We start from the raw sequence: 24,081 nt of genomic DNA, 5'->3' as shown, positions 1-24,081 counted from the left end.
GGCGTCTCATTAACGCGCAGGTCATTCCCGGTGCCAACGATCCAGAGCGAGCGGGGGGTTCGCGACGCGGCCGTCCGCGACCACTGCCGACGCGTTCGCACTCGGGGAGAGAAGCGCCATGTCGCGCATACGCTCTGTCGCCAGCTCCGCCGCCTCCGCACTGGCGGTCGACCGCCGTACGGTCCTCGCCGCCGCCGGAGCGGTGTCCCTGTCCGCCGGCGTCGGCTACGCCCTGCGCCCCACCGACAGCGAGGCCGCGCCCGCTGCCGCCGCCTCGGAGGGCGAGGCGCCGATCGCGTCCTCCCGCAAGGCGCCCGTCGGGCCGCTCGCCCCGTACGCCCGCGGCACCACCCTCGCCACCGTCGCCGCGCCCCGCACCAGCTCCGGTTACCGCCGGCTCGGCGACGGCCCCGGCTGGCGACGTGTCGTACGCAACGAACTCGCCGCCCCCAAGTCCGGCCGCGGCGAACGCCGTACCGCACTCGCCGCGTTCGTGCAGCTGACTGACCTGCACATCATCGACGCCCAGCACCCGCTGCGCCTGGAGTTCCTGCGCTCCACCGACGTGCACGCCTGGCGGCCGCAGGAGCTGCTGACCGTGCAGGGTGCGGTCTCACTGGTCGAGCGGGTCAACGCGCTGCGCGGCGCCCCCGTCACCGGCGCCCCGCTGCACTTCGCCATGACGACCGGCGACAACACCGACAACAACGCCCGCACCGAACTGGAGTGGTTCCTGACCGTCATGAGCGGCGGCCGCATCACCCCCAACTCCGGTGACCTGCGCCGCTACGAGGGCGTCCAGAACAGCGGCCTGAAGCAGTTCTGGCAGCCCGACTCCAGCGTCCGCGACGCCGACAAGGAACGCGGCTTCCCGCACCTCGACGGCTTCCTCGCCGCCGCCGTCCGCGAACTGCGGAGCCCCGGCCTCAACCTGCCCTGGTACTCCACCGTCGGCAACCACGACTCCCTCCCGCTCGGCTGCTACGGTCACGGCGACTCCTACCTCGCCGACTTCGCCGTCGGCGGCAGGAAGCTGATGAGCCTCGCCCCGGCCGAGGCGAAGAAGCTCCAGGACACCATCAAGCAGGCCACGGACCCGATCGGCACCCAGTTCCGCGACCTGCTCAAGGCCCACACCCGCGACCTGCGCCCCATCACCCCGGACGAGCGCCGCGCCCCCTACACCCCGGCCGAGTACGTCAAGGCCCACCTCGACCCCGCGTACACCGGCCCGGGCCCGGTCGGCCACGGCTACTCCACGGCCAACGTGGAGGCGGGCACCCAGTACTACAGCTTCCGCATCGCCGACGACGTCATCGGCATCAGCCTCGACACCACCGACCCCGGCGGCCACTACGAGGGCTCCATCGGCTCGGCGCAGCTGCGCTGGCTGGACCGCACGCTGCGCGAGAACAGGGACTCGTACGCGATCGTCTTCAGCCATCACACCAGCAAGACGATGGACAACCCGCGCCCCGACCCGGCCCGTCCGAACGAGCGCCGGCACAACGGCGACGACGTCCTCGCCGTGCTCGGTCGCCACCGCACCGTCCTCGCCTGGGTGAACGGCCATATCCACCGCAACGACATCACCCCGCACACCGGCTCCGCCGGCCACTCCTTCTGGGAGATCTCCACCGCCTCGCACGTCGACTTCCCGCAGCTCGCCCGGATCATCGAGCTGGTCGACAACAAGGACGGCACCCTGTCGGTCTTCACCACGCTGGTGGAGTCGGCGGCCCCGCACCGTACGGACTTCACCGACCTCTCCCAGACCGGCCTCGCCGCCCTCTACCGCGAAATCTCCTTCAACGCCCCCGGCGCCCGCACCGACCTGGCCGGCGCCGCACGCGACCGCAACACCGAGCTGCTGCTGAAGAAGGGCTGAAACCCGCCCGAGCGGGGCGCGGCCGGGTCATGCACGAGGAGGGGCCGCTGGGTTCGGCGGCCCCTCCTCTCCCCTCCTGGCGACTGTCCCGGTCCGTCACTAGCGGGGCAGCACCACGACATACGCCGCCGGGTCCCGGTCCGCCGACGCCATCAGCGCCGTACGGACGACGGTCGCCTGCTGTTCCATCGAGTCCCGCAGCTTCTTCGGCGTGAGGTGGACGACCGTGATGCCCAGCCGCTCCAGGTGCTCACGTTTGCGGGCGTACTCCGACCACAGCCCGTCGTCGTCCTGCCGATGGCCCTGACGCGGTGCCCGGGTGTCCAGCTCGAGGGCGACCGCCTGCTCCGGCCAGTAGGCGTCCAGACCGCCGAGGTGGGGGCCGCCCGGCAGCCGCAGATCGACGTTCCAGACCGGGTCCGGCAGGCCGTACTCCCGCACCATCCGGTACAGCCGGTCCTCCGCGATCGCCCGGCCCTCGGCCAGCAGCGAGTCCACCGCGTCCACCACATGCGGCCGGCTCAGCAGCTTCGCGTTGGTCAACTCCCGTACCACCACCGCCGGTTCGCAGTGCCGACCGCGCACCGCCTCGGTCAGCAGCCGGCGCACGGCACCCGCGTCCGCCAGATCCGCCACGGCGTCGGCCAGCGCGCGCGGCACCGGAGCCACCGGTACGCCGGTGATCTGCCGGGGGGTGGGCAGGGCCGAGGTGCGGACGATGCGCACACAGCCCGTCGAGCGGAGCCGGCGCAGCCGGGGGACCAGGACGTCGAGACGGTCCAGGGAGAGCAGCGGGGGAGCGGCCGAGAAACCGTGCAGGTTCAGTGCCGCGAGACCGGTGATCATCGCCTCGGCGTACACGGGACGGTGCGGGTCGTCCGCGTCCGGTTGGGAGGGCACGCCCGGCGACGACTCGCGGGCCGCGTACATCAGCACCGCGTGCAGTCGCTCCTCGCTGGTCGGCGGGCCGGGGTGGAGGAGGAACACGCCCGGCAGGATCTGCTGCCAGGGGCCGCCGGAGCGGCACTGCTCGTTCATCTCCGCGGCGGGGACACCGTGCGAGCGGAGCTGGGCGGCCGTCATGACACGGCGGTGCACCTCGGAGAGGTGACGCAGGGGGCGGGGGGAGAGCGGGGTGTTGTGGTTCATGACCCCGAAGTTCCCGTACCCGAACGGCCCCCTAACCGCTGTTACACGCCCGTCGACAATTCCGGACAAGCTCGCCCTAAAGGACGGATGTTCGGATGCCGAAACCTCCTGGTCCGTTCGGGTGGGCCAGAAGGGTTACGGTTCCGATTACCCGGATTCAGTAACGACTTACGACCGCCCGGCTACCCGCCCCAGCGACAGCTAACCGGCCGCCGCATCACACGCCTGCCCGCGCAACGCCCGAGCCAGATCGTCCCGCGCCTCGAGCACCAGCCGCCGCAACGCCGGCGCAGCCCCCTCATGCGCCGTCAGCCACGCGTCCGTCGCCGCCAACGTCCCCTCGGAGTCCTGCAACCCCGGGAACAACCCCCGCACCACATCCATCCCGATCTGAATCGACCGCTCCGCCCACACCCGCTCGATCACCGCGAAGTACTTCTCGGCGTACGGCGCCAGCAACTCCCGCTGCGACGGCTGCCCGAACCCCGCGATCGTCGCCTCGACCAGCGCGTTGGACAGCACGTCCGACTCGACGACCTGCGCCCACGCCTGCGCCTTGACCGCCGCAGAGGGCCGCGCGGCCAGGCAGCGGACCTGGTGACGCTTGCCGGACGCCGTGTCGTCGCGCGCCAGCTCCGCCGCCAGCCGCTTCTCGTCGGCGACCCCGTGCGCGGCCAGCGGCTCCAGGAACGCCCAGCGCAGCTCCTGGTCCACGTCCAGACCGTCGATCTTCTCCGTCCCCTCCAGCAGCCCGAGCAGCAGCTGGAGGTCGGCCTCGGCAGCCGCCGTGGACGCGACGAACCGCGCCCACGCCAGCTGGTGCTCACTGCCCGGCTCGGCGCGCCGCAGCTCGCGCAACGCACCGCCGGCGAGGAGCCGCTCGCCGGTCTCCCGCCAGTCGGGCGCCGCGTAGTGGACGAGCGCCGAGTTCGCCCAGGCGTGCAGCATCTGGAGCACGCCGATGTCGGACTCGCGGCCCCCGTACCGCAGCACCAGGTCGATGAAGTCCCGCGCCGGCAGCAGCGCGTCCCGCGTCATGTTCCACAGCGCCGACCAGCACAGGGCGCGGGCGAGCGGATCGGTGAGGTCGCCCAGCCCGTTCTTCAGCGTCTCCAGCGAGGCCGTGTCGAAGCGGATCTTGCAGTACGTGAGGTCGTCGTCGTTGACCAGTACCAGCTCGGGCGCCTCCGCCCCGGCCAGCTCCGCGACGACCGTACGCGGACCGTCGACGTCCGCCTCGGCCCGCGCGTACCGCTCCAGTGCACCGGATGCGGCGCGTCGGTACAGCCCCACCGCCACCCGGTGCGGCCGCAGCTCCGGGTGCGACTCGGCCGCCTCCTGCACCACGGTCAGCTCGCCGACCCGGCCCTGCGCGTCCAGCAGCACCTGCGGAGTCAGCGAGTTGACCCCGGCCGTCTGCAGCCAGGCCCGCGCCCACGCCCCCATGTCCCGCCCGCTGGTCTCCTCCAGGACCGACAGCAGGTCACCGAGGCGCGTGTTGCCGTACGCGTGCCGCTTGAAGTAGCGCCGCGCGCCCTCCAGGAACGCGTCCTGACCGACGTACGCCACCAGCTGCTTGAGCACCGACGCGCCCTTGGCGTACGTGATGCCGTCGAAGTTGAGCTTGGCGTCCTGCAGGTCACGGATGTCCGCCGTGATCGGGTGCGTGGAGGGCAGCTGGTCGGCGCGGTACGCCCAGGCCTTGCGGCGGTTGGCGAAGGTGATCCAGCCGTCCTTGAAGCGGGTCGCGCCGACCAGTGAGAAGGCGCCCATGAAGTCGGCGAAGGACTCCTTGAGCCACAGGTCGTCCCACCACTCCATGGTGACCAGGTCGCCGAACCACATGTGGGCCATCTCGTGCAGGATGACGTTGGCCCGGTTCTCGTAGGACGTCTGCGTGACCTTCCCGCGGAAGATGAACTCCTCCTTGAAGGTCACCAGGCCCGGGTTCTCCATCGCGCCGAGGTTGTACTCGGGCACGAACGCCTGGTCGTACTTGCCGAACGGGTACGGGTAGTCGAAGTGGTCGTGGAAGAAGTCCAGGCCCTGCTTGGTGACCAGGAAGACGTCGTCGGAGTCGAAGTAGGGCGCGAGGCCCTTGCGGCACATGGCGCCGAGGGGGACCTCCAGCGTCGTACCGTCGTCGAAGGTACGGGAGTACGTGTCCGTCACGTAGTGGTACGGACCCGCCACCACGCAGGTGATGTACGTGGAGATCGGCTTGGTCTCCGCGAACCGCCATACCCCGTCGGCGAGTTGGCCGACACCGTTGCTCCACACCGTCCAGTCCTCCGGCGCCTGCACCTCGAAACGGAAGGGCGCCTTCAGGTCCGGCTGCTCGAAGGTGGCGAAGACCCGGCGGGAGTCGGCGGGCTCGTACTGCGTGTACAGGTACACCTCGCCGTCCTCGGGGTCGACGAAGCGGTGCAGGCCCTCACCGGTGCGCGAGTAGGCGCACCGGGCGTCGACGATCAGTTCGTTGTCGGCGGCGAGGTCCTCCAGCAGGATGCGGGTGCCGTCGAAGACCTCACTGGGGTCGAGGTCCCTGCCGTTGAGCGAGACCGCGGTGACGCTCGGTGCGACCAGGTCCGCGAAGCTCGCCGCGCCCGGCTCGGCGCAGCGGAACCGGATCGTGGTCACGGACCGGAAGGTCCGCGGCCCGCCGTCCCCGGCGTCGGCGCCCACCGCGGAGCGCACGTCGAGGGACACCTCGTACCCGTCGACGGACAGCAGGGCGGCCCGCTCCCGGGCCTCGTCGCGGGACAGATTCTCACCGGGCACGGGCGGCACTCCCTCAAGGCTGGTCGGTTACGGCTGATCAGGACCGATCCTGCCATGTGCCCCTGACGCCGGGCAGCAGGGAATGAGCGGCGGGCCGACGATGTTGCCGCGTTCAAAGACCGCTTACCGAGGAGAGCCATGTCCGAGACCGCGACGACCTCCACCGAGAAGACCCGAGTCGACTTCTGGTTCGACCCCCTGTGCCCGTGGGCGTGGATGACCTCCCGCTGGGTGCTGGAGGTGGAGAAGGTCCGTGACATCGAGGTGCACTGGCACATCATGAGCCTGGCGGTGCTGAACGAGGACAAGCTGGACGAGCTGCCCGAGGAGTACCGGGAGATGCTCGCGAAGACGGCCTGGCAGCCGGCCCGGGTGGTGACCGCGGCCTGGCAGAAGCACGGTGCCGAGGTCCTGGGCCCGCTCTACACCGCTCTGGGCACCCGCTTCCACAACCGTGGCGAGGGCCCGACCCGGGAGGCCGTCGCCGCCGCCCTGGCCGAGGTGAACCTGCCCGCGGACCTGATCGACTACTTCGACCAGGAGGACTTCGAGTTCGACGCCGAGCTTCGCGCCTCCCACAAGGAGGGCATCGACAAGGTCGGTCAGGAGGTCGGCACCCCGGTCATCGCCGTCCCGGGCCCCGACGGCGAGCAGATCGCCTTCTTCGGCCCGGTCGTCACGCCCGCTCCCAAGGGCGAGGAGGCCGCCCGCCTGTGGGACGGCACCCTCGCGGTGGCATCGGTCCCCGGTTTCTACGAGATCAAGCGCACCCGCACCAAGGGCCCGGACTTCAGCAACCTGTGAGCTCCCCGACGGAGGCGGCCCCGCGAGTCACGTCCTCGCGGGGCCGCCCCTTTTCTCCGCCTGCCGCGTGAAAGGTGAGAAGACGATCACGAGGCAGGACGACTCGACGGGCCGTTACGGCGCCGGCAGCAGCACATCCGCCCGGGACTTCGCGGCCTCGTAACGCCGGGCCACGTCCTGCCCGACGTCGCCCTGGAACCCTTATTGCAAGTAGCTTGCAACTACACGTTAGCAACAAAAAGGCCCTCACGTGGGCAACGTGAGGGCCTGTGGGCAGGGGTGGAAACGCGTCAGTTCCGGGGGCGTGCCTTCTGCCAGGCGTACCCGATCAGCGCCAGGACCAGCGTCATGCCGCCCGTCGAGTACAGCTGCACCCGCGTGTCCGGCTCCCGCACCATGAGGACGAAGATCGAGGCCATGCCGGCCAGCGCGATCCAGGTCAGCACCGGGAACGCCCACATCCGCACGACCAGCTTCTGCGGCGCCTCCCGCTCCAGCCGGCGCCGCAGCCGCAGCTGCGAGACCGCGATGAAGATCCAGACGACCAGGATGACCGCGCCGATCATGTTCAGCAGCCAGGGGAAGACGTCGTCCGGACGCCAGTAGCTGAGGACCACGCAGACGAAGCCGAAGACGCAGGAGGCGAGCACGGCGAGGCGCGGTACGCCGCCGGAGACCTTGCCCAGCGCCTTGGGGCCCTGCCCGCGCTGCACCAGCGAGTAGGCGATGCGCGAGGAGCCGTAGATGTTGGCGTTCATCGCGCTCAGCAGCGCGACCAGCACGACCACGTTCATCACCTGTCCGGCGCCCGGGATGCCGAGGTGCTCGAGGGCGGCCACGTACGGGCCCTTCTCGACGACGGCCGCGGAGTCCCACGGGACGAGGGTGACGACGACCGCCATCGAGCCGATGTAGAACAGCGCGATGCGCCACATCGCCGTACGGACCGCGCTCGCCACGCCCTTGACCGGGTCCTCCGACTCGGCCGCGGCGATGGTGACCGTCTCCAGGCCGCCGTACGCGAACACCGAGGCGAGCAGGCCGATGACCAGCCCCTCACCGCCGCCCGGCAGGAAGTCGGTCAGATTGCTCGCGCCGGGGGAGTCGGTGCCGGGCAGGACGCCCGCGATCGCCAGCACGCCGAGGACCAGGAACAGCGAGATCGCGCCGACCTTCAGCGCCGCGAACCAGAACTCGAACTCGCCGAAGTTCTTCACGGCGGCCAGATTGGCCCCGCAGAACACCACCATGAACAGCGCCACCCACGCCCACTCCGGCGTGCCCGGCAGCCAGCCGGTGACGATCTTCGCGGCGCCGATGCCCTCCAGGCCGACGGCCGTGCACAGCAGCACCCAGAACGACCAGCCCGCGGTGAACCCGGCCCACGGCCCGATCGCCCGCTCGGCATGCGCGGAGAAGGACCCCGAGGAGGGATACGCGGCGGACATCTCGCCCAGCATCCGCATCACCAGCATCACCAGGAGGCCGGAGAGGATGTAGGCGAGGACGATCGAGGGCCCGGCAGCGGCGATACCGGCGCCGGAGCCGACGAACAGCCCGGCGCCGATCACGCCACCGAGGGCGATCATCGACAGGTGGCGCTGCTTCAGGCCATGGGAAAGAGACACGTCCGGCTTCGGCGGCGTCTCGACAGAGGTGCTGGGCATGGGCGCGGCTCGTCCATTACGTCGTACGGGAGAGGGGTAAAACGCCCACAGTCTGGGCGGCGTTCCCGCTCGCGGGGGCGCGGTGTTCACTATCCGGACACCGGAGACACGGAGTGTACGGCTACGCTCACGGGCGGCTCGAGCGCATGTGGATGGGTGTGCGGATTGGTGGAACCCTACAGTCCGCTCCCTGTCCGCCCCTCGTGACGCACTCATCCTCACCTCAGTGACCAGCGTCACGCCCACTCACGTGTAACCACCACTCTTTGTGCAGAGCCCACTACGTCGCGGCTCCCGCCTTTGTGAGCGGTGACGGTGTCGGCCTCAGGCGCCCTGGGTTAGCGTCACGGTGTCCCGAACCGCCCTCACTCGCGGAGTCCCCATGAGCACCGCTGCCGCCACCCCCGCCCTCCAGGGACGGGTCCTCGCCGACCTGCTCCCCTCCTCCCGTGTCCGGGACGTCGCCCTGGTGGCCGGCGGTGCCGTGCTCACCGGCCTCGCGGCCCAGCTCGCCGTGCCCGTACCGGGCTCCCCGGTGCCGGTGACCGGCCAGACCTTCGCCGCGCTGCTCGTCGGCACGGCCCTCGGCGCCGGTCGCGGTTTCCTCTCGCTCGCGCTGTACGCGCTGGCCGGTATCGCAGGTGTGCCGTGGTTCGCGGAGGGCGGCTCCGGTGCGGCCGCCCCGTCCTTCGGCTACGTCATCGGCCTGCTGCTCGCCGCCACCGCCGTCGGCGCCCTGGCCCGCCGCGGCGCCGACCGCTCCCCGTGGCGCATGGCCGGCGCGATGCTGCTCGGCGAGGCGATCGTCTACGCCGTCGGCGTCCCCTACCTGGCCCTCGCCACCGGCATGTCCGCCTCCGCCGCGATCGCGGCCGGCCTCACCCCGTTCCTGATCGGCGACGCCCTGAAGGCCGCCCTGGCGATGGGCGTGCTGCCCACCGCCTGGAAGCTCGTCGACAAGCGCTGACCGAGTCTTGCCGGACACCGACCGGGGCGCGGGAAACCGTGCCCCGGTCGGTGTTTTTTTGGTGCTCATCCCTCCTGTTGCCGCCTCGGCCGCCGCTGCGACCACCACAGACCCGCCGCTCCGGCCGCGACCAGCGCCCCGCCGGCCGCGGCCAGCGGCAGGACGTCCCGTCCGACGCCGGTCCTGGGCAGCTCGTCGCCGCCCGGCGCGACGGGCTTGTTGTCGGTGCCGAGCAGCAGCGGCGTGGCCGGGGCGTTCGGCGACGGGTTCGCCGTACCGAACGGAACCGGGCCCTGCTGCCAGAACGTCTTGCTTCCGTCACCGTTCTGGACGGGCAGGCAGATCTTCCCGGTCCTGCCCAGGTCGTAGGCCGCGTCGACGTCGTACGACTTCGACGCACCGGCGGCGAGACTGTCGAGCGAACAGCTGAATCCGCTGTTCGAACCCTCGGGCAGATCCTTTTCGGCGATCGGGGAGCAGCCTGGGACATTCCTGACCGTCAGCCCGTCGAAACCGACGACCCAGAGCCTGATCGGCCCGCTGTCAGCAGTCCCCTCATTCTTCACCGTGGCGGTGATCTCCGTTTCCTCCGAACCGTTGTCGACCGAGATCTTCTCGGGCAGCAGCGTGCTCAGTTCCACCCCCGCCGGTGCCTCGTCGACGGCCTTTCCCCCCTTACTGCTTCCGGGTCCCTGATCGTCCGCGCCGGCGGTGAAGGAAAGGATCATCACCGCCGAGAAAGATGCCGCGACCAGCGATCCCGCGATTGTCGTCGTACGACGAGCACTCATGTTCGTCCCCCTTGGCTGCGCCTGAATTCGCAGTACTTGAAGAGGTACCACAAGATTTCTCCGCACTATGCTGGTACGGCCTGAAGTGTGGCCATTGTGTTTCAGTCATGGGGTTGTCGAGGGGGTGCAGCGAATTGCCGGGGAATACGCGAAGTGGCGGTGTTCCAGGGTTATTGGTGACCGGGCGTTATCGGTTGGTCGAGAGCATCGGCCAGGGGGGAATGGGGCGGGTGTGGCGGGCCGCCGACGACATGCTCGACCGGCCGGTCGCCGTCAAGGAAATGCGTATCGACGGCCTGGACGCGGAGGACGCCCGGACCCGCCGTGAACGCACGTTGCGCGAGGCCCGGGCCACCGCCCGCATCGACCATCCCAACGTGGTGCGCGTGTATGACGTCGTGGACGAGGGCGAACGCCTGTGGATCGTCATGGAGTTGGTCGACGGCCGCTCTCTGGAACGGATCATGGCCGAGGACGGGCCGCTCGGACCGCGCGAGACGGCACGGATCGGACTCGGCCTGGTGGAGGCGCTGCGCCAGGTGCATGCGCGCGGAGTGCTGCACCGTGACATCAAGCCCGGCAACGTCCTGGTCGAGCACGACGCCCGGCGGATCGTGCTCACCGACTTCGGCATCGCCGCGATCCAGGACGCCAAGGCGCTCACCATGGTGGGCATGCTGGTCGGCTCGCCCGACTACATGGCCCCCGAACGGGTCTCCGGCCGCCCGCAGGGACCGCCCTCGGACGTCTGGTCCCTGGGCGCCACCCTCTGCGCGGCGTTGGCCGGCCGCTCTCCCTTCTCCCGCGACACCACCCTGGCCACTCTGCACGCCGTCCTCTACGAGGAACCCGAACTCCCCGCCGCGGCAGGTCCGTTGCGGGACATCCTGGCCGCCCTCCTGCAGAAGGAGCCGTCCGCCCGACCGGGGCTGGAGGAACTGGAGACGGCGTTGCGGCCGGTGGCATTCCCGGAGCCGACGCCGACGGTGATGGGACCGGGGGCGGTGCCGGGGCCGGTGCCCTTGCCGGAGCCGCAACCTGTGGCGCACCCGGTACCGGAGCCGCAACCTGTGGCGCACTCGGTACCGGAGCCGGAACCCGTGGCGCATCCGGCGCCGGAACCGATGGCGAACCCCGTCCCGGAGCCGCCGGAGCCGGCCCAGGAGCAGCCGACACCGCTCCTCGTACAGCCGCCGCACCTGCGCCCACCCCCCGAGGGGCCCCGCCCGCCGGGCGTTTCACTCCTGCGGGCCGAGGCGGTGACGGAACGGCGACCGGCCGCGATACCGCCGGGCAGCGAACTGCCCGGCCCCGCCGTCCCGTCCGCGCCACCCCGGCGAACCCGGCGCCGCACCACCCTGGTGGCCGCCACCGGCGTGCTCACGGCCGCCGCGGTGGCCGGGATCGTCCTCGCGGCGACCGCGGAGTCACCGGACGACACCCGGACGGACACCAAGCCCCCGCCTCCTCCGTGTACTCCTCGTCGCCCACCGTCGAGGGCACCTCCAGGCCGCCGACCCTGCCGCCGGGCGCGCGGGAGGAGGCCGGAGGGTTCGCGTGGACGACACCCGAGGGCTGGCGCCGGGACGTGAAGACGGGAGCGGAGGTGCACTACACCTCCCCGGCCGGCACCCAGGAACTCGTGGCGAAGTCCTCCCTCGCCCGCGGCGACCTCATGGACTCCTGGCGGACCTCGGAACGCAACGCCCACCAGGGCCAGGACTACCGCAAGATCCGCCTGGAGGAGACGACGTTCCGCGGCCACCCGGCGGTGGTGTGGGAGTACACCTTCAGGCTGGAGGGCGTCCCCTGGCACGCCCGCCTGCTGGGCTTCGAGGCGAAGGGGAAGTCGTACCAGATCAACACCTGGTACCAGCCGGCCGGAGAGGGAAAAGCCCTCGCGATCTACGAGGACGTGAAGAAGAGCTTCACCCTGCTGTGAGGGACATCGGACGCCCTACGCAGCCGAGGGCCCCGCGGCGCGACGCCACGGGGCCCTCGACCACCACTGAGGAGGCGGCGCGTCAGTCGCCCACCGACACCTTGTCAGGAGCACCGACGGCACCCCGGCGCTTCTGCCGGACCACGGCGATCGCCAGCACCACGGCCGCGACCAGCAGCGACAGCAGCACGGTCTTGCGTCCGTCGTGCTCGGTGTCGGTCAGCATGTAGCCGAGCACGAACACGATCAGCGCGGCCGTCGCCCAGGTCAGATACGGGTACAGCCACATCCGCACGACCAGCTTCTCCGGCGCCTCCCGCTGGATGATCTTCCGCATCCGCAGCTGCGAGAAGCAGATGACGAGCCAGACGAACAGCGCCACGGCCCCGGAGGAGTTGACGAGGAACAGGAAGACCGAGTCCGGGAACTTGTAGTTGAAGAACACGGCCACGAACCCGAACACGACGGAGACGAGAATCGCCGTCCGCGGCACACCGCGACCCGTCGTCCGTGCGAAGGCCTTCGGCGCATCCCCGCGCTCGCCCAGCGAGAACGCCATCCGGGAAGCGGTGTAGAGGCCGGAGTTGAGGCAGGACAGCACCGACGTCAGCACGATGAAGTTCATGATCTGACCGGCGTGCGCGATGCCGAGGGAGTCCAGGGCGGCCACGTAGGAGCCCTTCTCGGCGATGGCGGGGGCGTCCCAGGGCAGCAGGGCGACGACGACGAAGATCGACCCCAGATAGAACACGGCGATACGCCAGATGATGCTGTTGGTCGACTTGGTCACGGCCCGCTGCGGGTCCTCGGACTCGCCGGCCGCGAGGGTCGCGATCTCGCTGCCCATGAAGGAGAAGACGACGAGCAGCACACCGGTGAGGACGGCGCCGGGCCCGTTGGGCAGGAAGCCGCCGTGCTCCGTGAGGTTGGAGAGTCCGGCCTGCTCACTGTCGGCCCCGGGCAGCACACCGAAGACGGCGAGCCCGCCGACGACGATGAACGCTCCGATCGCGACGACCTTGATCCCGGCGAACCAGAACTCGAACTCACCGTAGGAGCCGACGGAGACGAGGTTGGTGGCGGTCAGCACCACCATCACGATCAGCGCCCACCCCCACTGGGGCACGGCGGGAATCCACCCCTCCAGAATCGCGGCCCCGGCGGTCGCCTCCACCGCCAGCACGACGACCCAGAAGAACCAGTACAGCCAGCCGATGGAGAACCCGGCCCAGGGGCCGAGCGCGCGGTCGGCGTGCGCCGAGAACGAGCCGGACGTCGGATTCGCCGCGGACATCTCACCGAGCATCCGCATCACGAGCACGACGAGCGTGCCGACGAGGGCGTACGACAGGAGGATGCCGGGGCCGGCGGTGGCGATACCGGAACTGGACCCGACGAACAGGCCTGCGCCGATGACACCACCAATGGCGATCATCGACAGATGACGGTTCTTGAGCCCGGCCTGGAGGCCGTGGCCGGGGTCACCGGTGCCTCCGGGGTCGGTTCCGGCCTTCGTCAGGGTCGGCTGCGAAGTCATGGGACGGGTTTCCTTTGCGCCGGTCGAGCAGTTTCCCCGTACGAGCCCGCCCGAGCGGTGTGCGGGGGGTGTACGAATCGGTCCAGTGAATCGGAGGTGAACGAATTCGGGAACCTTTGATTCCGGATCGTTACTTGAGGTTTTCTTGAGATTCTGTAGTGTTACTCACACTTTCCGCCTCGCCGACCCGACGCGCCTGCCCCGAAACCGGCATGACACACTCGTTTCCATGCGCGTGTACCTCGGCTCCGACCATGCCGGTTTTGAACTCAAGAACCACCTCGTCGAGTGGCTCGAAGCGGCCGGCCACGACCCCGTCGACTGCGGCCCCCACATCTACGACGCCCAGGACGACTACCCGCCCTTCTGCCTCCGCGCCGCCGAGCGCACGGCCGCAGACCCCGAAGCCCTCGGCATCGTGATCGGCGGCTCCGGCAACGGCGAGCAGATCGCCGCGAACAAGGTGAAGGGCGTGCGCGCGGCGCTCGCCTGGAGCGAGGAGACGGCGTCGCTGGGCCGCCAGCACAACAACGCCAACGTGGTCGCGGTGGGCGCGCGCATGCACGCCCTCGACGAGGCGACGAAGTTCGTGGAGACGTTCCTGAACACCCCGTTCTCAGGCGACGAACGCCACGCACGCCGCATCGAGATGCTGAAGAGCTACGAGACAACCGGCGAACTCCCCCCGATCCCGCCGCACCACCCTCAGCAGTAACTGCCCGGGCAGGGCGAAGCCCGGCGACGGCGGCTGGACACCCGCGAGGAGCGTGCGGAGACGCAGTCCTGCGGGGGGTGCGGAGACGCACCCCCGCAGGGGAGCAGGGACGCAGTCCCACAGGGATGCAGGGACGCACCCCCGCAGAGATGCAGGGACACAGTCCCGCAGGGGTGCAGGGGCGAAGCCCCGCGAGGGGTGCAGGGGACGCAGTCCCCGCCGGGGTCTGGGGCGGAGCCCCAGGCCGAGGGGCACTTCCCTCCCGACCGAGTCGGGCGGGTGGGTGGGCGAGGCCGGGGTCTGGGGCGGAGCCCCAGGGGCGTTCACCCTGAACGGACCGAGTCGGGTGGGTGGGCGAGCCCCGCGGAAGCGCAACACCCCTCACCCAACCGGAAGCAACCGCGTAAGAAAGGAGCCGCCCCGTGCCGGAGGGCCACACCATCCACCGCCTGGCTCAGGACTACGCCGCCCGCTTCAAGAACCGCGGCCCCGTCCACATCACCAGCCCCCAGGGCAAGTTCTCCGACGCCGCAGCCCTCCTCGACGGCTCAACCCTCCACACCGCCGACGCCCACGGCAAACACCTCTTCCTCGGCTTCCGGGACCCCGCCCCCGAAAACACCGACTGGATCCACATCCACCTCGGCCTCTTCGGCAAGGTGACCCTCGGCGAGGCCAGCGCCAGCGCCCCCGCACCCCCGCCCACGAACACCGTCCGCCTCCGCCTCGCGAACAGCGCGTCGTACGTCGATCTCCGCGGCCCCACGACCTGTGCGTTGATCACGGACGGCGACAAGCGTGCGATACACGACCGCCTCGGCCCCGACCCCCTGCGTGAGGACGCCGACCCGCACCTCGCCTACCGGCGGATCTCCCGTAGCCGTACGACCATCGCCGCCCTGCTCATGGACCAGAAGGTCATCGCGGGCGTCGGCAATGTCTACCGTGCCGAGGTCCTCTTCCGGCACCGCATCGACCCGTACCGCGCGGGCAAGGACATCACCCCCGCGCAGTGGGACGCCATCTGGGCGGACCTCGTCGAGCTCATGCGCGAGGGTGTCCGCAACAACCGCATCGACACCGTCCGCCCCGAGCACACCCCGGAGGCGATGGGCCGCCCGCCGCGCGTCGACGACCACGGCGGCGAGGTCTACGTCTACCGCAGGGCCAATCTGCCCTGCCACATCTGTGGCGGCGAGATCCGCACCGCCGATCTCGCCGCCCGCAACCTCTTCTGGTGCCCGGAGTGCCAGACGCCGTAACGCGGCTGACCCCGCGTCAGAACCCGTGCGGCAGCCAGGGCGCCACCGTGGACGCGAACCCCACCGACGCCTCCGCCAGCGCCCCCGCCCGCAGCTCCCGCACCCGTCCGGCCGCCGCCAGCGACCCGAGGCTCACCCCGCCGAGATACACCGCCCCCAACTCCCGTACGGACAGGGCGAGATCAGCCGCATCCGACGTACGCACACACGACGCCCCCTTCGCGTCCCCCGTCAGCCGCCAACGCCCGGCGTTCCAGGGGCAGAAGTCGTCCGCCACCTCGAACACCACGTCCACCGGCGCCTGATAGGTACGCGCCTCCAGCGCGGCCCCGACATCCACCAGCCGCACGTAGAGCGAGTCCCGCAGCCGTGGCTGGCACCGCCGGATGTCGGACACCAGGTGCTGCCACGCTTCGTCGACCGGCCGCCCGCGCACGGTCAGCGTCGTCGTCAGGTCGATCCCGAACAGGAACCGCCACAGCGCGGCCTCCGTCACCGGGTCGAGGGCGGCCGAATCCGCCAGCGCCACCGTGCCGTTGTGCCCGGTCACGCCCCATCCCAGCCTGACTCGGAAGCGCGCGTAGCCGGTGACCTCCCCGTCCCGTTCGGCGACGACGCACTGCAGCGGCGACGCTCCGTCCCGCTCGCTCTCCGGGTCGAGCAGCCCCACCCGCTCCCAGCCCGGCTGCCGCGCGAGCATCCCGGGACGCCGGGGCACCAGCCGCGCGTAGACCGCCTCGCACGCGTCGAGCACGTCCGCGGGCGCCGCGTACCGCAGTCGTACGTCATCGGTGCCGGCCGGCACCGACAGCTGAACCCGGCTCGTGTCGATCTCGGCGCTGAGTCCGAACGTCGCGGCGGCGTACCCGAACCGGCCGTAGATCGCCGGCTCGGAGGCGGTGAGCACCGCCAGCGGCTCGCCCCAGGAGCGGACGTCGTCCAACTGCCGCCGCATCATGGACGTCAGCACCCCGCGCCGGCGGTGCGTGGCGGCGACACTGACCATCGTCACGCCCGCCGCGGGCACCGACGCCCCGCCGGGCACGCTCAGCCGGAACGTGAACGCCCCGGCCGTCCCCACGCAGGCATCGCCCTCCCAGGCGCCGAGGGACCGGTCGTACTCGGTGAGCGCGTCCCACAGTTCCCGCTCCTCGGCCGACTCCGGCATGCCACCGAAGGCGCGGATCAGGGTGTCGTACCACCGGTCCCATTCGTCCTGCCGCAGCACCCGTAGCTCTGCCGCCGGGCCTGCCGCGAAGTCTGTCGCCATGAGCCCATGCCTACCAGGGCGCTGCGGGACGAGCGAGGGAATTTCTCCCGGACGGCGGCGCGGCGGCTTTCCGTGGAGTTCACTGTGGAGTCGAGCCTCGGACGGGGGACAAGTGGGACCTCCCGTGCCAAGCAGCTGGTCCGATGGATAGGGTCCCGAACTAATGGCAGCAGGACGAGAGCGGCGCGCGGCGGCCGATACGTTCCCGGCCCGGTTGAGGATGAGGTGGCACCGGGCCCGCGTCGGCGTGCGCAGAAGCGCCGTCGACTACTTCCGCGGCGACGGTTCGGACTGGATCGCGCTGGCCGGACTGCTGCTCACCGTCCCGCTGATCACGATGATCACGCTCGCCAACTCGGTGTGGTGCTCCCCGGCCGCGCTGGTCCTGCCGATCGTCGCGGGCGGTCTGCTGCTGCGTCCGGCGAGCCTGCTCGGCCTGTACGCGGCGGCGGCCACGGCGCTGATCGTGGAGTCGATACAGCTGGGCCCGTACACGGAGGGGCCTTCACGCGTGACCCCGGGCGTGGTCCTGGTGGTGGCCGCGTGCGGTTTCTTCGGGCTGCTGATCGCGCAGTTCCGCAGCCGGGTCGGCGTGCCCTGGCGGCGCGGCGGCACCATGCTGTTCGACCTGCGCGAGCGGATCCGGGTGCAGAGCAAGCTGCCGAAGCTGCCGCAGGGCTGGCACCGGGAGATGGCGCTGCGGCCGGCGGGCGGCCAGTCCTTCTCGGGCGACTTCGTGGTCGCGGCCCGCACGAACGGCGGCCGCACCCTGGAGGTCGTCCTCACGGACGTCTCCGGCAAGGGCATGGACGCCGGCTCGCGCGCCCTGCTGCTGTCGGGTGCCTTCGGCGGTCTGCTCGGCTCGCTGCCGCCGCACGCCTTCCTCCCGGCGGCGAACGGCTACCTCCTCCGCCAGGACTGGGACGAGGGCTTCGCGACCTCGATCCACCTGGTCCTCGAGCTGGACTCCGGCGACTACGAGCTGTACTCCGCGGGCCATCCGCCGGGCCTCCAGCTCAACGCGGGCAGCGGCCGCTGGGAGGAGAAGGCGGCGGAGGGGCCGCTGCTGGGGGTCTACGAAGGCGCCCAGTTCGACTCGGTGAAGGGCTCGCTGCGGCCCGGCGACGTGCTGATGCTGTTCACGGACGGTCTGGTGGAAACGTCCGACCGGGACATCGTCGAGGGCCTCGACCGCCTCACCGGCGAGGCCGACCGCTATGTCGCCGGCGGCTTCCACGGTGCCGCCTGGCACCTCATCGAGGCGGTGGCGAAGGACGTCAACGACGACCGAGCCCTCCTGCTGATCTGCCGTGAGGGCCCGACGGCCCTGGCGGCGGCGGCCCGCTGAGACACTCGACGAGTGACCGAGAACCCGCACCTCACCCTGGCCGAAGTGGAGGCCGTCGCCCGCGCCGCCCACCAGGGGCAGACGGACAAGGCCGGCCGCCCCTACGCCGAACACCTCGCCGCCGTCGCCGACGGCGTCCGTGCCCGTGGCGGTGACGAGGAGCAGATCGCGGCGGCCTGGCTGCACGACGCGGTCGAGGACGAGGCCCTGTCCGAGCAGTGGCTGCACGAGGCCGCGCTGAGCCGCCGTACGAAGGACGTGGTACGTGCGGTCACCAAACGGGCGGGGGAGTCACCGGAGGCGTACGCCGCCCGCATCCTCGCCACGCCGGGCGCACTCCTCGTCAAGGAGGCGGACCTGGCCCACAACGCGGACCCGGCCCGCCTCGCACGCCTCGACGAGCCCACCCGCACCCGACTGACCGAGAAGTACGCCCGCATGCGCACACTCCTCGGCCTGCCGGACGACTAGGCGTCCGCCTTCTGCAGCTGCTTCTCCCGCGCCCGCTCGCGCTCGCGCGCAAGGTCCGCGGCGTCCCGCCTGAACGCCCACTCCATCTTCGGCTCCATCGCGAACCGGAAGACCCGCTGGACGGGCTTGGTGCACAGCAGCGTGACGGCGACGGCCGCGAGGACGCTCACGAGGATCTCGCCGTACGGCCGGTGCAGCCAGGCGTGCTCGTACCAGCCCCCGTACCCACCGGCCTTGACCAGGAAGCCGTGCAGCAGATAGCCGTACAGCGTGCCCGCGCCGAGCGCCGTGAACCACATCTGCCGGCCCGGCACCCAGGCGAAGAAGCAGGCCGTCAGCAACAGCGAGCAGCCGAACAGCGCGAGCACCATGACCGGCCCGGTCCACCAGGGCGCGCCCAGTTCCTGCGCGGCGTCCCGGTGGTAGAACCACCCGGTGTTCATCCGCGGCACCGCCCACCAGCCGACGACACCCGCGGCCGCGAACACCGGCACCGACAGGATCCGCACCGAACGCCGGCGCACCATCCGGAAGTGCTCGGGCTTCATGCACAGGCCCAGCACGAAGAACGGCAGGAACTGCAACACCCGCTGCAGATCCAGGTCGTCGCCGATTCCCGGGGTGGCGGACGCCAGCATGGCGATACCGAGCGCGAGAGGGAGCGGCCACCGCACCAGCTTCCAGATGGGGGTGGTCAGCCGCCAGATGAACAGCGCGATCAGGAACCAGGTCAGATACCAGGGGTCGAGCAGGCTGATCTTCTGTTCCGGGTCGTCGCCGAAGTGGCGCTCGCCGAGCGAATAGGCGGTTTCGAAGACGAGGTACGGCACCACGACACCGGTGACGAGCCGCTGGAGCCGGTCCGCGCGCATGTCGAAACTGCGGGAGAAGAAGCCCGAGACGACAATGAACGCCGGCATGTGGAACGCGTACACGACCATGTACGCGGCCTCCAGGGTCCGGCTGTCCCCCTTCAACGGCTCCCATGCGTGGGCCACGGCCACCAGGACGATCGCCAGGTACTTGGCGTTGTCGAAGAAGGCGTCGCGCTGTCGAAACATCTGAGGCACCCTAGCGTCGTCTGCGGGTTCCCGTAAAACCCTCGGCGTCATTCCTGCTTTTCCGCCGCGCCTACCCGTGTTTCCGCAGAGTTGGCATGGCGGACGACGTGACGGTCAACACAGTGAATCAACGCGGCGGATGACGGAATGTCCGCTTCCTCTCTTTATGCGCAACAAATCGAATTTCCTGCGAACGTGTTGTGCGGAGACGGAAACGAACCAGTCGAATTCCTTGCGCAGTTGACTGTCGAATTGTGTCGCCGGCTGCGACAGGGGTGTGTGCACGCCCGGACGGGTCCGGACTTGTCGGACACGGGTGTGGCGGACGATGCGTCACGGCCCGCATACCGGGGCCCTGTTGGTGGCACGATGGTTCTGCCGGGGGTGTGCGGGCTGCATCCCAGGCCGGGAGAGCGGACCGACCGAGGGTGTGATCAGTTGTGGCCATTTCGCTGTCAGTGGTGCTGCTATTGGCGATCATCCTGGTGGTGATGATCAGGGCAGGGAACATCAAGGCGGGCCCCGCGATCGTTGCGGTCCTCTTCGGCTTCTTCCTCGCCTCGACCGGCATGGCCGACGACATACAGCGCTTCCTGGACTCGATAGCCCAGACCATCAACGAGATCCAGTTCTGACCGGCCGGTCCCGGCGCTGATCAAGAGCGGACGTACGCGACCTGTGGAACACGAAGGGCCCGGTTCCGAGGAACCGGGCCCTTCGCCGTACAGAGCGGGCGACGGGAATCGAACCCGCGTAGCCAGTTTGGAAGACTGGGGCTCTACCATTGAGCTACGCCCGCACACAACGCGCCGCAGGTCAGCCGACCGCGGCACTGCAGGCATCCTAGCGGGTCGGCCCCCCTCACCGCACACCCCATCCGTGCGGACGCCGACACCGCGCCGGTGCTCGGGAAATGCGGCAGCCGCGCTGCCTGCGGGCATGTACCCTACGTGTCGCACCAGACGGGGTGTGGCGCAGCTTGGTAGCGCGTCCGCTTTGGGAGCGGAAGGCCGTGGGTTCAAATCCCGCCACCCCGACCACCCATCCGATCACTTTGCGTGATCGCCTTTTGGGTCGTGTAGCCGCTGCCGTTACTATGCAAGCTGCACGCCCGTGTGTCTCATCACTGATTAGTCCTCCGGGCGGCCACATCCGCCGGACCCGTCGGGTCCCGGCAGAACCCGAGAAGTCAGCCACAAGGAGACCGAACCGTGAAGAGCGCCGTGGAGAACCTGAACCCGACCCGGGTTCGGCTCACTGTCGAGGTGCCCTTCGAGGAGCTCAAGGACAGCCTCGACGCGGCGTACAAGAAGATCAACCAGCAGGTCACGGTGAAGGGTTTCCGCAAGGGCAAGATCCCGGCCCGGGTCATCGACCAGCGGTTCGGCCGTGGCGCCGTGCTGGAGGAGGCCGTCAACGACGCGCTTCCGAAGTTCTACACGGAGGCGGTCAACGAGGCCGAGATCGACGTGCTGGGCCAGCCCGAGGTCGACATCACCGAGCTGAAGGACGGCGAGACGCTGAACTTCACCGCCGAGGTCGACATCCGCCCGGCCATCGAGATCCCGGACTACTCCGGCATCGAGGTCGAGGTCGACGCCGTCGAGGTCAGCGAGGAGGACGTCGACAAGGCGGTCGAGGAGCTGCGTGAGCGCTTCGCGTCCACCTCCCCGGTCGAGCGTGCCGCCGAGGACGGCGACGTCGTCACGATCGACCTGGAGGCCAAGGTCGGCGGCGAGGTCCTCGAGGACGGCGTGGCCGAGGGCGTCTCGTACACCATCGGCTCCGGCGAGCTGCTCGACGGCATCGACGACGCCGTGAAGGGCCTGGAGGCCGGTGGCGAGGCCACCTTCACCTCCGAGCTCAAGGGCGGCTCCGCGGCCGGCCAGGAGGCCGAGGTCACGGTCAAGGTCAGCCAGGTCGCCGCGCGCGAGCTGCCCGAGCTGGACGACGACTTCGCTCAGCTCGCCTCCGAGTTCGACACCCTCGAGGAGCTGAAGGCCGACAGCCGCAAGCGCCTGGAGAACATGAAGCAGTTCGACCAGGCCACGCAGGCCCAGGAGCGCGTCCTGGAGAAGCTGCTCGAGCTGGTCGAGGTCCCCGTCCCCGAGAAGCTGCTCGAGGACGAGATCAACACCCGTAAGCACAACCTCGAGCACCACCAGCTCGGCCAGATGGGTCTGACCCTCGACAAGTACCTGGAGATCCAGGGCAAGACCGCCGAGGAGTTCGAGACCGAGACCCGCGAGGCCGCGGTCAAGGGCATCAAGACCCAGTTCGTGCTCGACGAGCTCGTCAAGCAGGAGAAGCTCAACGTCAACCAGGAGGAGCTCACCGAGCACCTCATGCGGCGCGCGGCCTCCTCCGGCATGTCCCCCGACCAGTTCGCGCAGGCCGTCGTCGAGCAGGGCCAGGTCCCGCTCCTGGTCGGCGAGGTCGCCCGCGGCAAGGCCCTGGCCGTCGTCGTCGAGGCCGCGACCGTCAAGGACACCAACGGCGAGATCGTGGACCTGGAGGACGAGGACGAGGACGAGACCGCCACCGAGACGGTCGAGGCCGCCGAGGGCACGGCCGAGGCCGAGGAGAAGACCGAGGGCTGAGCCCACGGCGCCTGAACGTCGTACGAGGGGCCCTGGGGTGCACAACGCGCCCTGGGGCCTTTCGTCGTACGGTGAGGGAAATGCCCTTAAAGGGGGCGCGGGGAACCGCGCGATCAGCCACATCGGACTCGCAGCCGCCCACAATCCGGCGGAGTCACGGTGAGGAAGCCCGGCGAACCATGCGCTCACAGCGAACACCGGCTGAACCGGGATTGCACCGCAGGGTCACCGCGTTAGGGTCCATGAATACGGGGGCAGGGAACTCGGCGAAACCGCCGGAGGCCCCCCGCAGGGAAACGTGAGACGGCCCGGCGCCGTCGTAAGACGAGCAGGTGGATACGTGACGAATCTGATGCCCTCCGCCGCCGGCGAGCCTTCCATCGGTGGTGGCCTCGGCGACCAGGTCTACAACCGGCTGCTCAACGAGCGAATCATCTTCCTCGGCCAGCCGGTCGACGACGACATCGCGAACAAGATCACCGCACAGCTGCTGCTCCTTGCCGCGGACCCGGACAAGGACATCAACCTCTACATCAACAGCCCCGGCGGATCGATCACGGCCGGTATGGCGATCTACGACACGATGCAGTTCATCAAGAACGACGTGGTGACGATCGCCATGGGCCTCGCGGCCTCGATGGGGCAGTTCCTGCTCAGTGCGGGCACTCCCGGCAAGCGCTTCGCCCTGCCCAATGCCGAGATCCTGATCCACCAGCCGTCCGCCGGCCTGGCCGGCTCGGCCTCGGACATCAAGATCCACGCCGAGCGGCTGCTGCACACCAAGAAGCGCATGGCCGAGCTCACGGCCCTGCACACCGGCCAGTCGGTTGAGCAGATCACCCGCGACTCGGACCGCGACCGCTGGTTCGACGCCCATGAGGCCAAGGAGTACGGCCTCATCGACGACGTGATCGCAACGGCGGCCCACATGCCGGGCGGCGGCGGCACCGGAGGCGGCTCCTAAGGGCCGCTCGGGCCCGCAAAGGCCCCCGCGGTCCCGCGGTCCCTTCAGCCCCCAGCCACCGCTCCAGCCCCCTTCAGGAGACACCGTGAACGACTTCCCCGGCAGCGGCCTCTACGACCGTACGCGTGCCGAGTACACCGGCCCGGCGGCCGAGTCCCGCTATGTCATCCCGCGCTTTGTCGAGCGCACCTCCCAGGGCATTCGCGAGTACGACCCGTACGCGAAGCTCTTCGAGGAGCGCGTGATCTTCCTGGGCGTCCAGATCGACGACGCCTCCGCCAACGACGTCATGGCGCAGCTGCTGTGCCTTGAGTCGATGGACCCCGACCGGGACATCTCGGTCTACATCAACAGCCCCGGCGGCTCCTTCACCGCGCTGACGGCGATCTACGACACGATGCAGTTCGTGAAGCCGGACATCCAGACGGTCTGCATGGGCCAGGCGGCCTCCGCCGCCGCCGTCCTGCTGGCCGCCGGTACGCCCGGCAAGCGCATGGCGCTGCCGAACGCGCGTGTGCTGATCCACCAGCCGTACAGCGAGACCGGCCGCGGCCAGGTGTCCGACCTGGAGATCGCCGCGAACGAGATCCTGCGGATGCGCTCGCAGCTGGAGGAGATGCTGGCCAAGCACTCCACCCAGTCGATCGACAAGATCCGTGAGGACATCGAGCGCGACAAGATCCTCACCGCCGAGGACGCGCTGGCGTACGGTCTGATCGACCAGATCATCTCCACGCGCAAGATGAACAACGAGTCGGTCCGCTGACGCGGATCCTGTATCGTCTGCCGCCCCTTGGCGCGCTGTGTCACCGTGCATCGCAAGGTGCACGTCAAAGTGAACCGTGCCAAGGGGGGCCCGAACGG

20 protein-coding genes and 2 tRNA genes are annotated in these 24,081 nt (G+C 70.0%); 14 read left to right on the top strand and 8 right to left on the bottom strand.

What is annotated here, in order from left to right:
- Positions 1 to 118 precede the first annotated feature (118 nt).
- On the top strand, positions 119 to 1,888 hold the full coding sequence (locus tag ACFV7R_RS07405) for a TIGR03767 family metallophosphoesterase (RefSeq protein WP_385260933.1): 1,770 nt from the start codon (positions 119 to 121) through the stop codon (positions 1,886 to 1,888).
- A 99-nt stretch (positions 1,889 to 1,987) separates the two neighbouring features.
- Here ACFV7R_RS07405 and ACFV7R_RS07400 read toward each other — a convergent pair whose 3' ends face one another.
- Together ACFV7R_RS07400 and pepN are read right to left on the bottom strand one after the other, a co-directional pair.
- Positions 1,988 to 3,037 carry a hypothetical protein gene (locus tag ACFV7R_RS07400; protein WP_385260930.1) on the bottom strand — a complete coding sequence of 350 codons (1,050 nt, stop codon included), beginning with the start codon at positions 3,035 to 3,037 and terminating at the stop codon, positions 1,988 to 1,990.
- Between the two features lie 201 nt (positions 3,038 to 3,238).
- Complete coding sequence (pepN, locus tag ACFV7R_RS07395) at positions 3,239 to 5,818, bottom strand: aminopeptidase N (protein WP_385260927.1); 2,580 nt, start codon at positions 5,816 to 5,818, stop codon at positions 3,239 to 3,241.
- A gap of 138 nt (positions 5,819 to 5,956) precedes the next feature.
- On the opposite strand from pepN, the gene ACFV7R_RS07390 reads away from it, so the two are divergent.
- Positions 5,957 to 6,622 (top strand): DsbA family protein, encoded by a 666-nt coding sequence (locus ACFV7R_RS07390; protein WP_385260925.1) that lies wholly within the window; start codon positions 5,957 to 5,959, stop codon positions 6,620 to 6,622.
- A gap of 290 nt (positions 6,623 to 6,912) precedes the next feature.
- On the opposite strand, the gene ACFV7R_RS07385 is transcribed toward ACFV7R_RS07390, so the two are convergent.
- The gene (locus ACFV7R_RS07385; RefSeq protein ID WP_385260923.1) at positions 6,913 to 8,289 is read right to left on the bottom strand and encodes an amino acid permease; all 1,377 of its coding nucleotides are present in this window, start codon (positions 8,287 to 8,289) and stop codon (positions 6,913 to 6,915) included.
- 382 nt (positions 8,290 to 8,671) lie between these two features.
- On the opposite strand from ACFV7R_RS07385, the gene ACFV7R_RS07380 reads away from it, so the two are divergent.
- On the top strand, positions 8,672 to 9,256 hold the full coding sequence (locus ACFV7R_RS07380; RefSeq protein ID WP_129802313.1) for a biotin transporter BioY: 585 nt from the start codon (positions 8,672 to 8,674) through the stop codon (positions 9,254 to 9,256).
- 65 nt (positions 9,257 to 9,321) lie between these two features.
- Here the strand turns inward: ACFV7R_RS07380 and ACFV7R_RS07375 are convergent, their stop codons facing one another.
- The gene (locus tag ACFV7R_RS07375) at positions 9,322 to 10,047 is read right to left on the bottom strand and encodes a hypothetical protein (protein ID WP_385260920.1); all 726 of its coding nucleotides are present in this window, start codon (positions 10,045 to 10,047) and stop codon (positions 9,322 to 9,324) included.
- 176 nt (positions 10,048 to 10,223) lie between these two features.
- Between ACFV7R_RS07375 and ACFV7R_RS07370 the strand changes: the two genes are divergently transcribed.
- Together ACFV7R_RS07370 and ACFV7R_RS07365 are read left to right on the top strand one after the other, a co-directional pair.
- Positions 10,224 to 11,639: a protein kinase gene (locus ACFV7R_RS07370; RefSeq protein ID WP_385260917.1), complete on the top strand. Its 1,416-nt coding sequence runs from the start codon at positions 10,224 to 10,226 to the stop codon at positions 11,637 to 11,639.
- Positions 11,636 to 11,989 carry a hypothetical protein gene (locus ACFV7R_RS07365; protein ID WP_385260914.1) on the top strand — a complete coding sequence of 118 codons (354 nt, stop codon included), beginning with the start codon at positions 11,636 to 11,638 and terminating at the stop codon, positions 11,987 to 11,989. The genes ACFV7R_RS07370 and ACFV7R_RS07365 overlap by 4 nt, the downstream gene beginning before the upstream one ends.
- A gap of 82 nt (positions 11,990 to 12,071) precedes the next feature.
- On the opposite strand, the gene ACFV7R_RS07360 is transcribed toward ACFV7R_RS07365, so the two are convergent.
- Positions 12,072 to 13,526 carry an amino acid permease gene (locus ACFV7R_RS07360; protein WP_385260912.1) on the bottom strand — a complete coding sequence of 485 codons (1,455 nt, stop codon included), beginning with the start codon at positions 13,524 to 13,526 and terminating at the stop codon, positions 12,072 to 12,074.
- A 229-nt stretch (positions 13,527 to 13,755) separates the two neighbouring features.
- Between ACFV7R_RS07360 and ACFV7R_RS07355 the strand changes: the two genes are divergently transcribed.
- Both ACFV7R_RS07355 and ACFV7R_RS07350 read left to right on the top strand, forming a co-directional pair.
- Positions 13,756 to 14,241: a ribose-5-phosphate isomerase gene (locus tag ACFV7R_RS07355; RefSeq protein ID WP_385260909.1), complete on the top strand. Its 486-nt coding sequence runs from the start codon at positions 13,756 to 13,758 to the stop codon at positions 14,239 to 14,241.
- A gap of 422 nt (positions 14,242 to 14,663) precedes the next feature.
- Positions 14,664 to 15,503, top strand: coding sequence for an Fpg/Nei family DNA glycosylase (locus tag ACFV7R_RS07350; protein ID WP_385260906.1), 840 nt, complete (start codon positions 14,664 to 14,666; stop codon positions 15,501 to 15,503).
- 16 nt (positions 15,504 to 15,519) lie between these two features.
- Here ACFV7R_RS07350 and ACFV7R_RS07345 read toward each other — a convergent pair whose 3' ends face one another.
- Positions 15,520 to 16,773 (bottom strand): GNAT family N-acetyltransferase, encoded by a 1,254-nt coding sequence (locus tag ACFV7R_RS07345; RefSeq protein ID WP_385260904.1) that lies wholly within the window; start codon positions 16,771 to 16,773, stop codon positions 15,520 to 15,522.
- Between the two features lie 163 nt (positions 16,774 to 16,936).
- Here ACFV7R_RS07345 and ACFV7R_RS07340 point away from each other — a divergent pair, with 163 nt between their 5' ends.
- Positions 16,937 to 18,121 (top strand): PP2C family protein-serine/threonine phosphatase, encoded by a 1,185-nt coding sequence (locus ACFV7R_RS07340; protein WP_129802319.1) that lies wholly within the window; start codon positions 16,937 to 16,939, stop codon positions 18,119 to 18,121.
- Between the two features lie 12 nt (positions 18,122 to 18,133).
- Complete coding sequence (locus ACFV7R_RS07335) at positions 18,134 to 18,592, top strand: HD domain-containing protein (RefSeq protein WP_129802320.1); 459 nt, start codon at positions 18,134 to 18,136, stop codon at positions 18,590 to 18,592.
- Here the strand turns inward: ACFV7R_RS07335 and ACFV7R_RS07330 are convergent.
- A complete protein-coding gene (locus ACFV7R_RS07330) occupies positions 18,589 to 19,704 on the bottom strand; it encodes an acyltransferase family protein (RefSeq protein WP_385260901.1) in 1,116 nt (371 codons plus the stop codon). The two genes, ACFV7R_RS07335 and ACFV7R_RS07330, sit on opposite strands and share 4 nt — an antisense overlap.
- Positions 19,705 to 20,093: 389 nt before the next feature.
- Here ACFV7R_RS07330 and ACFV7R_RS07325 point away from each other — a divergent pair, with 389 nt between their 5' ends.
- Complete coding sequence (locus tag ACFV7R_RS07325) at positions 20,094 to 20,288, top strand: hypothetical protein (protein ID WP_129802323.1); 195 nt, start codon at positions 20,094 to 20,096, stop codon at positions 20,286 to 20,288.
- A gap of 93 nt (positions 20,289 to 20,381) precedes the next feature.
- Here ACFV7R_RS07325 and ACFV7R_RS07320 read toward each other — a convergent pair.
- A tRNA-Gly gene (locus ACFV7R_RS07320) sits at positions 20,382 to 20,452 on the bottom strand.
- A 164-nt stretch (positions 20,453 to 20,616) separates the two neighbouring features.
- On the opposite strand from ACFV7R_RS07320, the gene ACFV7R_RS07315 reads away from it, so the two are divergent.
- From ACFV7R_RS07315 to ACFV7R_RS07300, 4 genes are all read left to right on the top strand, one after another.
- Positions 20,617 to 20,693, top strand: a tRNA-Pro gene (locus ACFV7R_RS07315).
- A 171-nt stretch (positions 20,694 to 20,864) separates the two neighbouring features.
- Positions 20,865 to 22,253 carry a trigger factor gene (gene tig, locus ACFV7R_RS07310; RefSeq protein ID WP_385260898.1) on the top strand — a complete coding sequence of 463 codons (1,389 nt, stop codon included), beginning with the start codon at positions 20,865 to 20,867 and terminating at the stop codon, positions 22,251 to 22,253.
- Positions 22,254 to 22,605: 352 nt separating this feature from the next.
- A complete protein-coding gene (locus tag ACFV7R_RS07305; protein ID WP_165396475.1) occupies positions 22,606 to 23,217 on the top strand; it encodes an ATP-dependent Clp protease proteolytic subunit in 612 nt (203 codons plus the stop codon).
- An 85-nt stretch (positions 23,218 to 23,302) separates the two neighbouring features.
- Positions 23,303 to 23,983 (top strand): ATP-dependent Clp protease proteolytic subunit, encoded by a 681-nt coding sequence (locus tag ACFV7R_RS07300; protein WP_129802326.1) that lies wholly within the window; start codon positions 23,303 to 23,305, stop codon positions 23,981 to 23,983.
- Positions 23,984 to 24,081 lie beyond the last annotated feature (98 nt).

The sequence above is a fragment of the Streptomyces sp. NPDC059866 genome (assembly GCF_042731325.1).
GTDB lineage: Bacteria > Actinomycetota > Actinomycetes > Streptomycetales > Streptomycetaceae > Streptomyces > Streptomyces flavusporus.
Note: the sequence above shows the minus strand (reverse complement) of the source record. Positions and strands in the feature narration are given on the sequence as shown.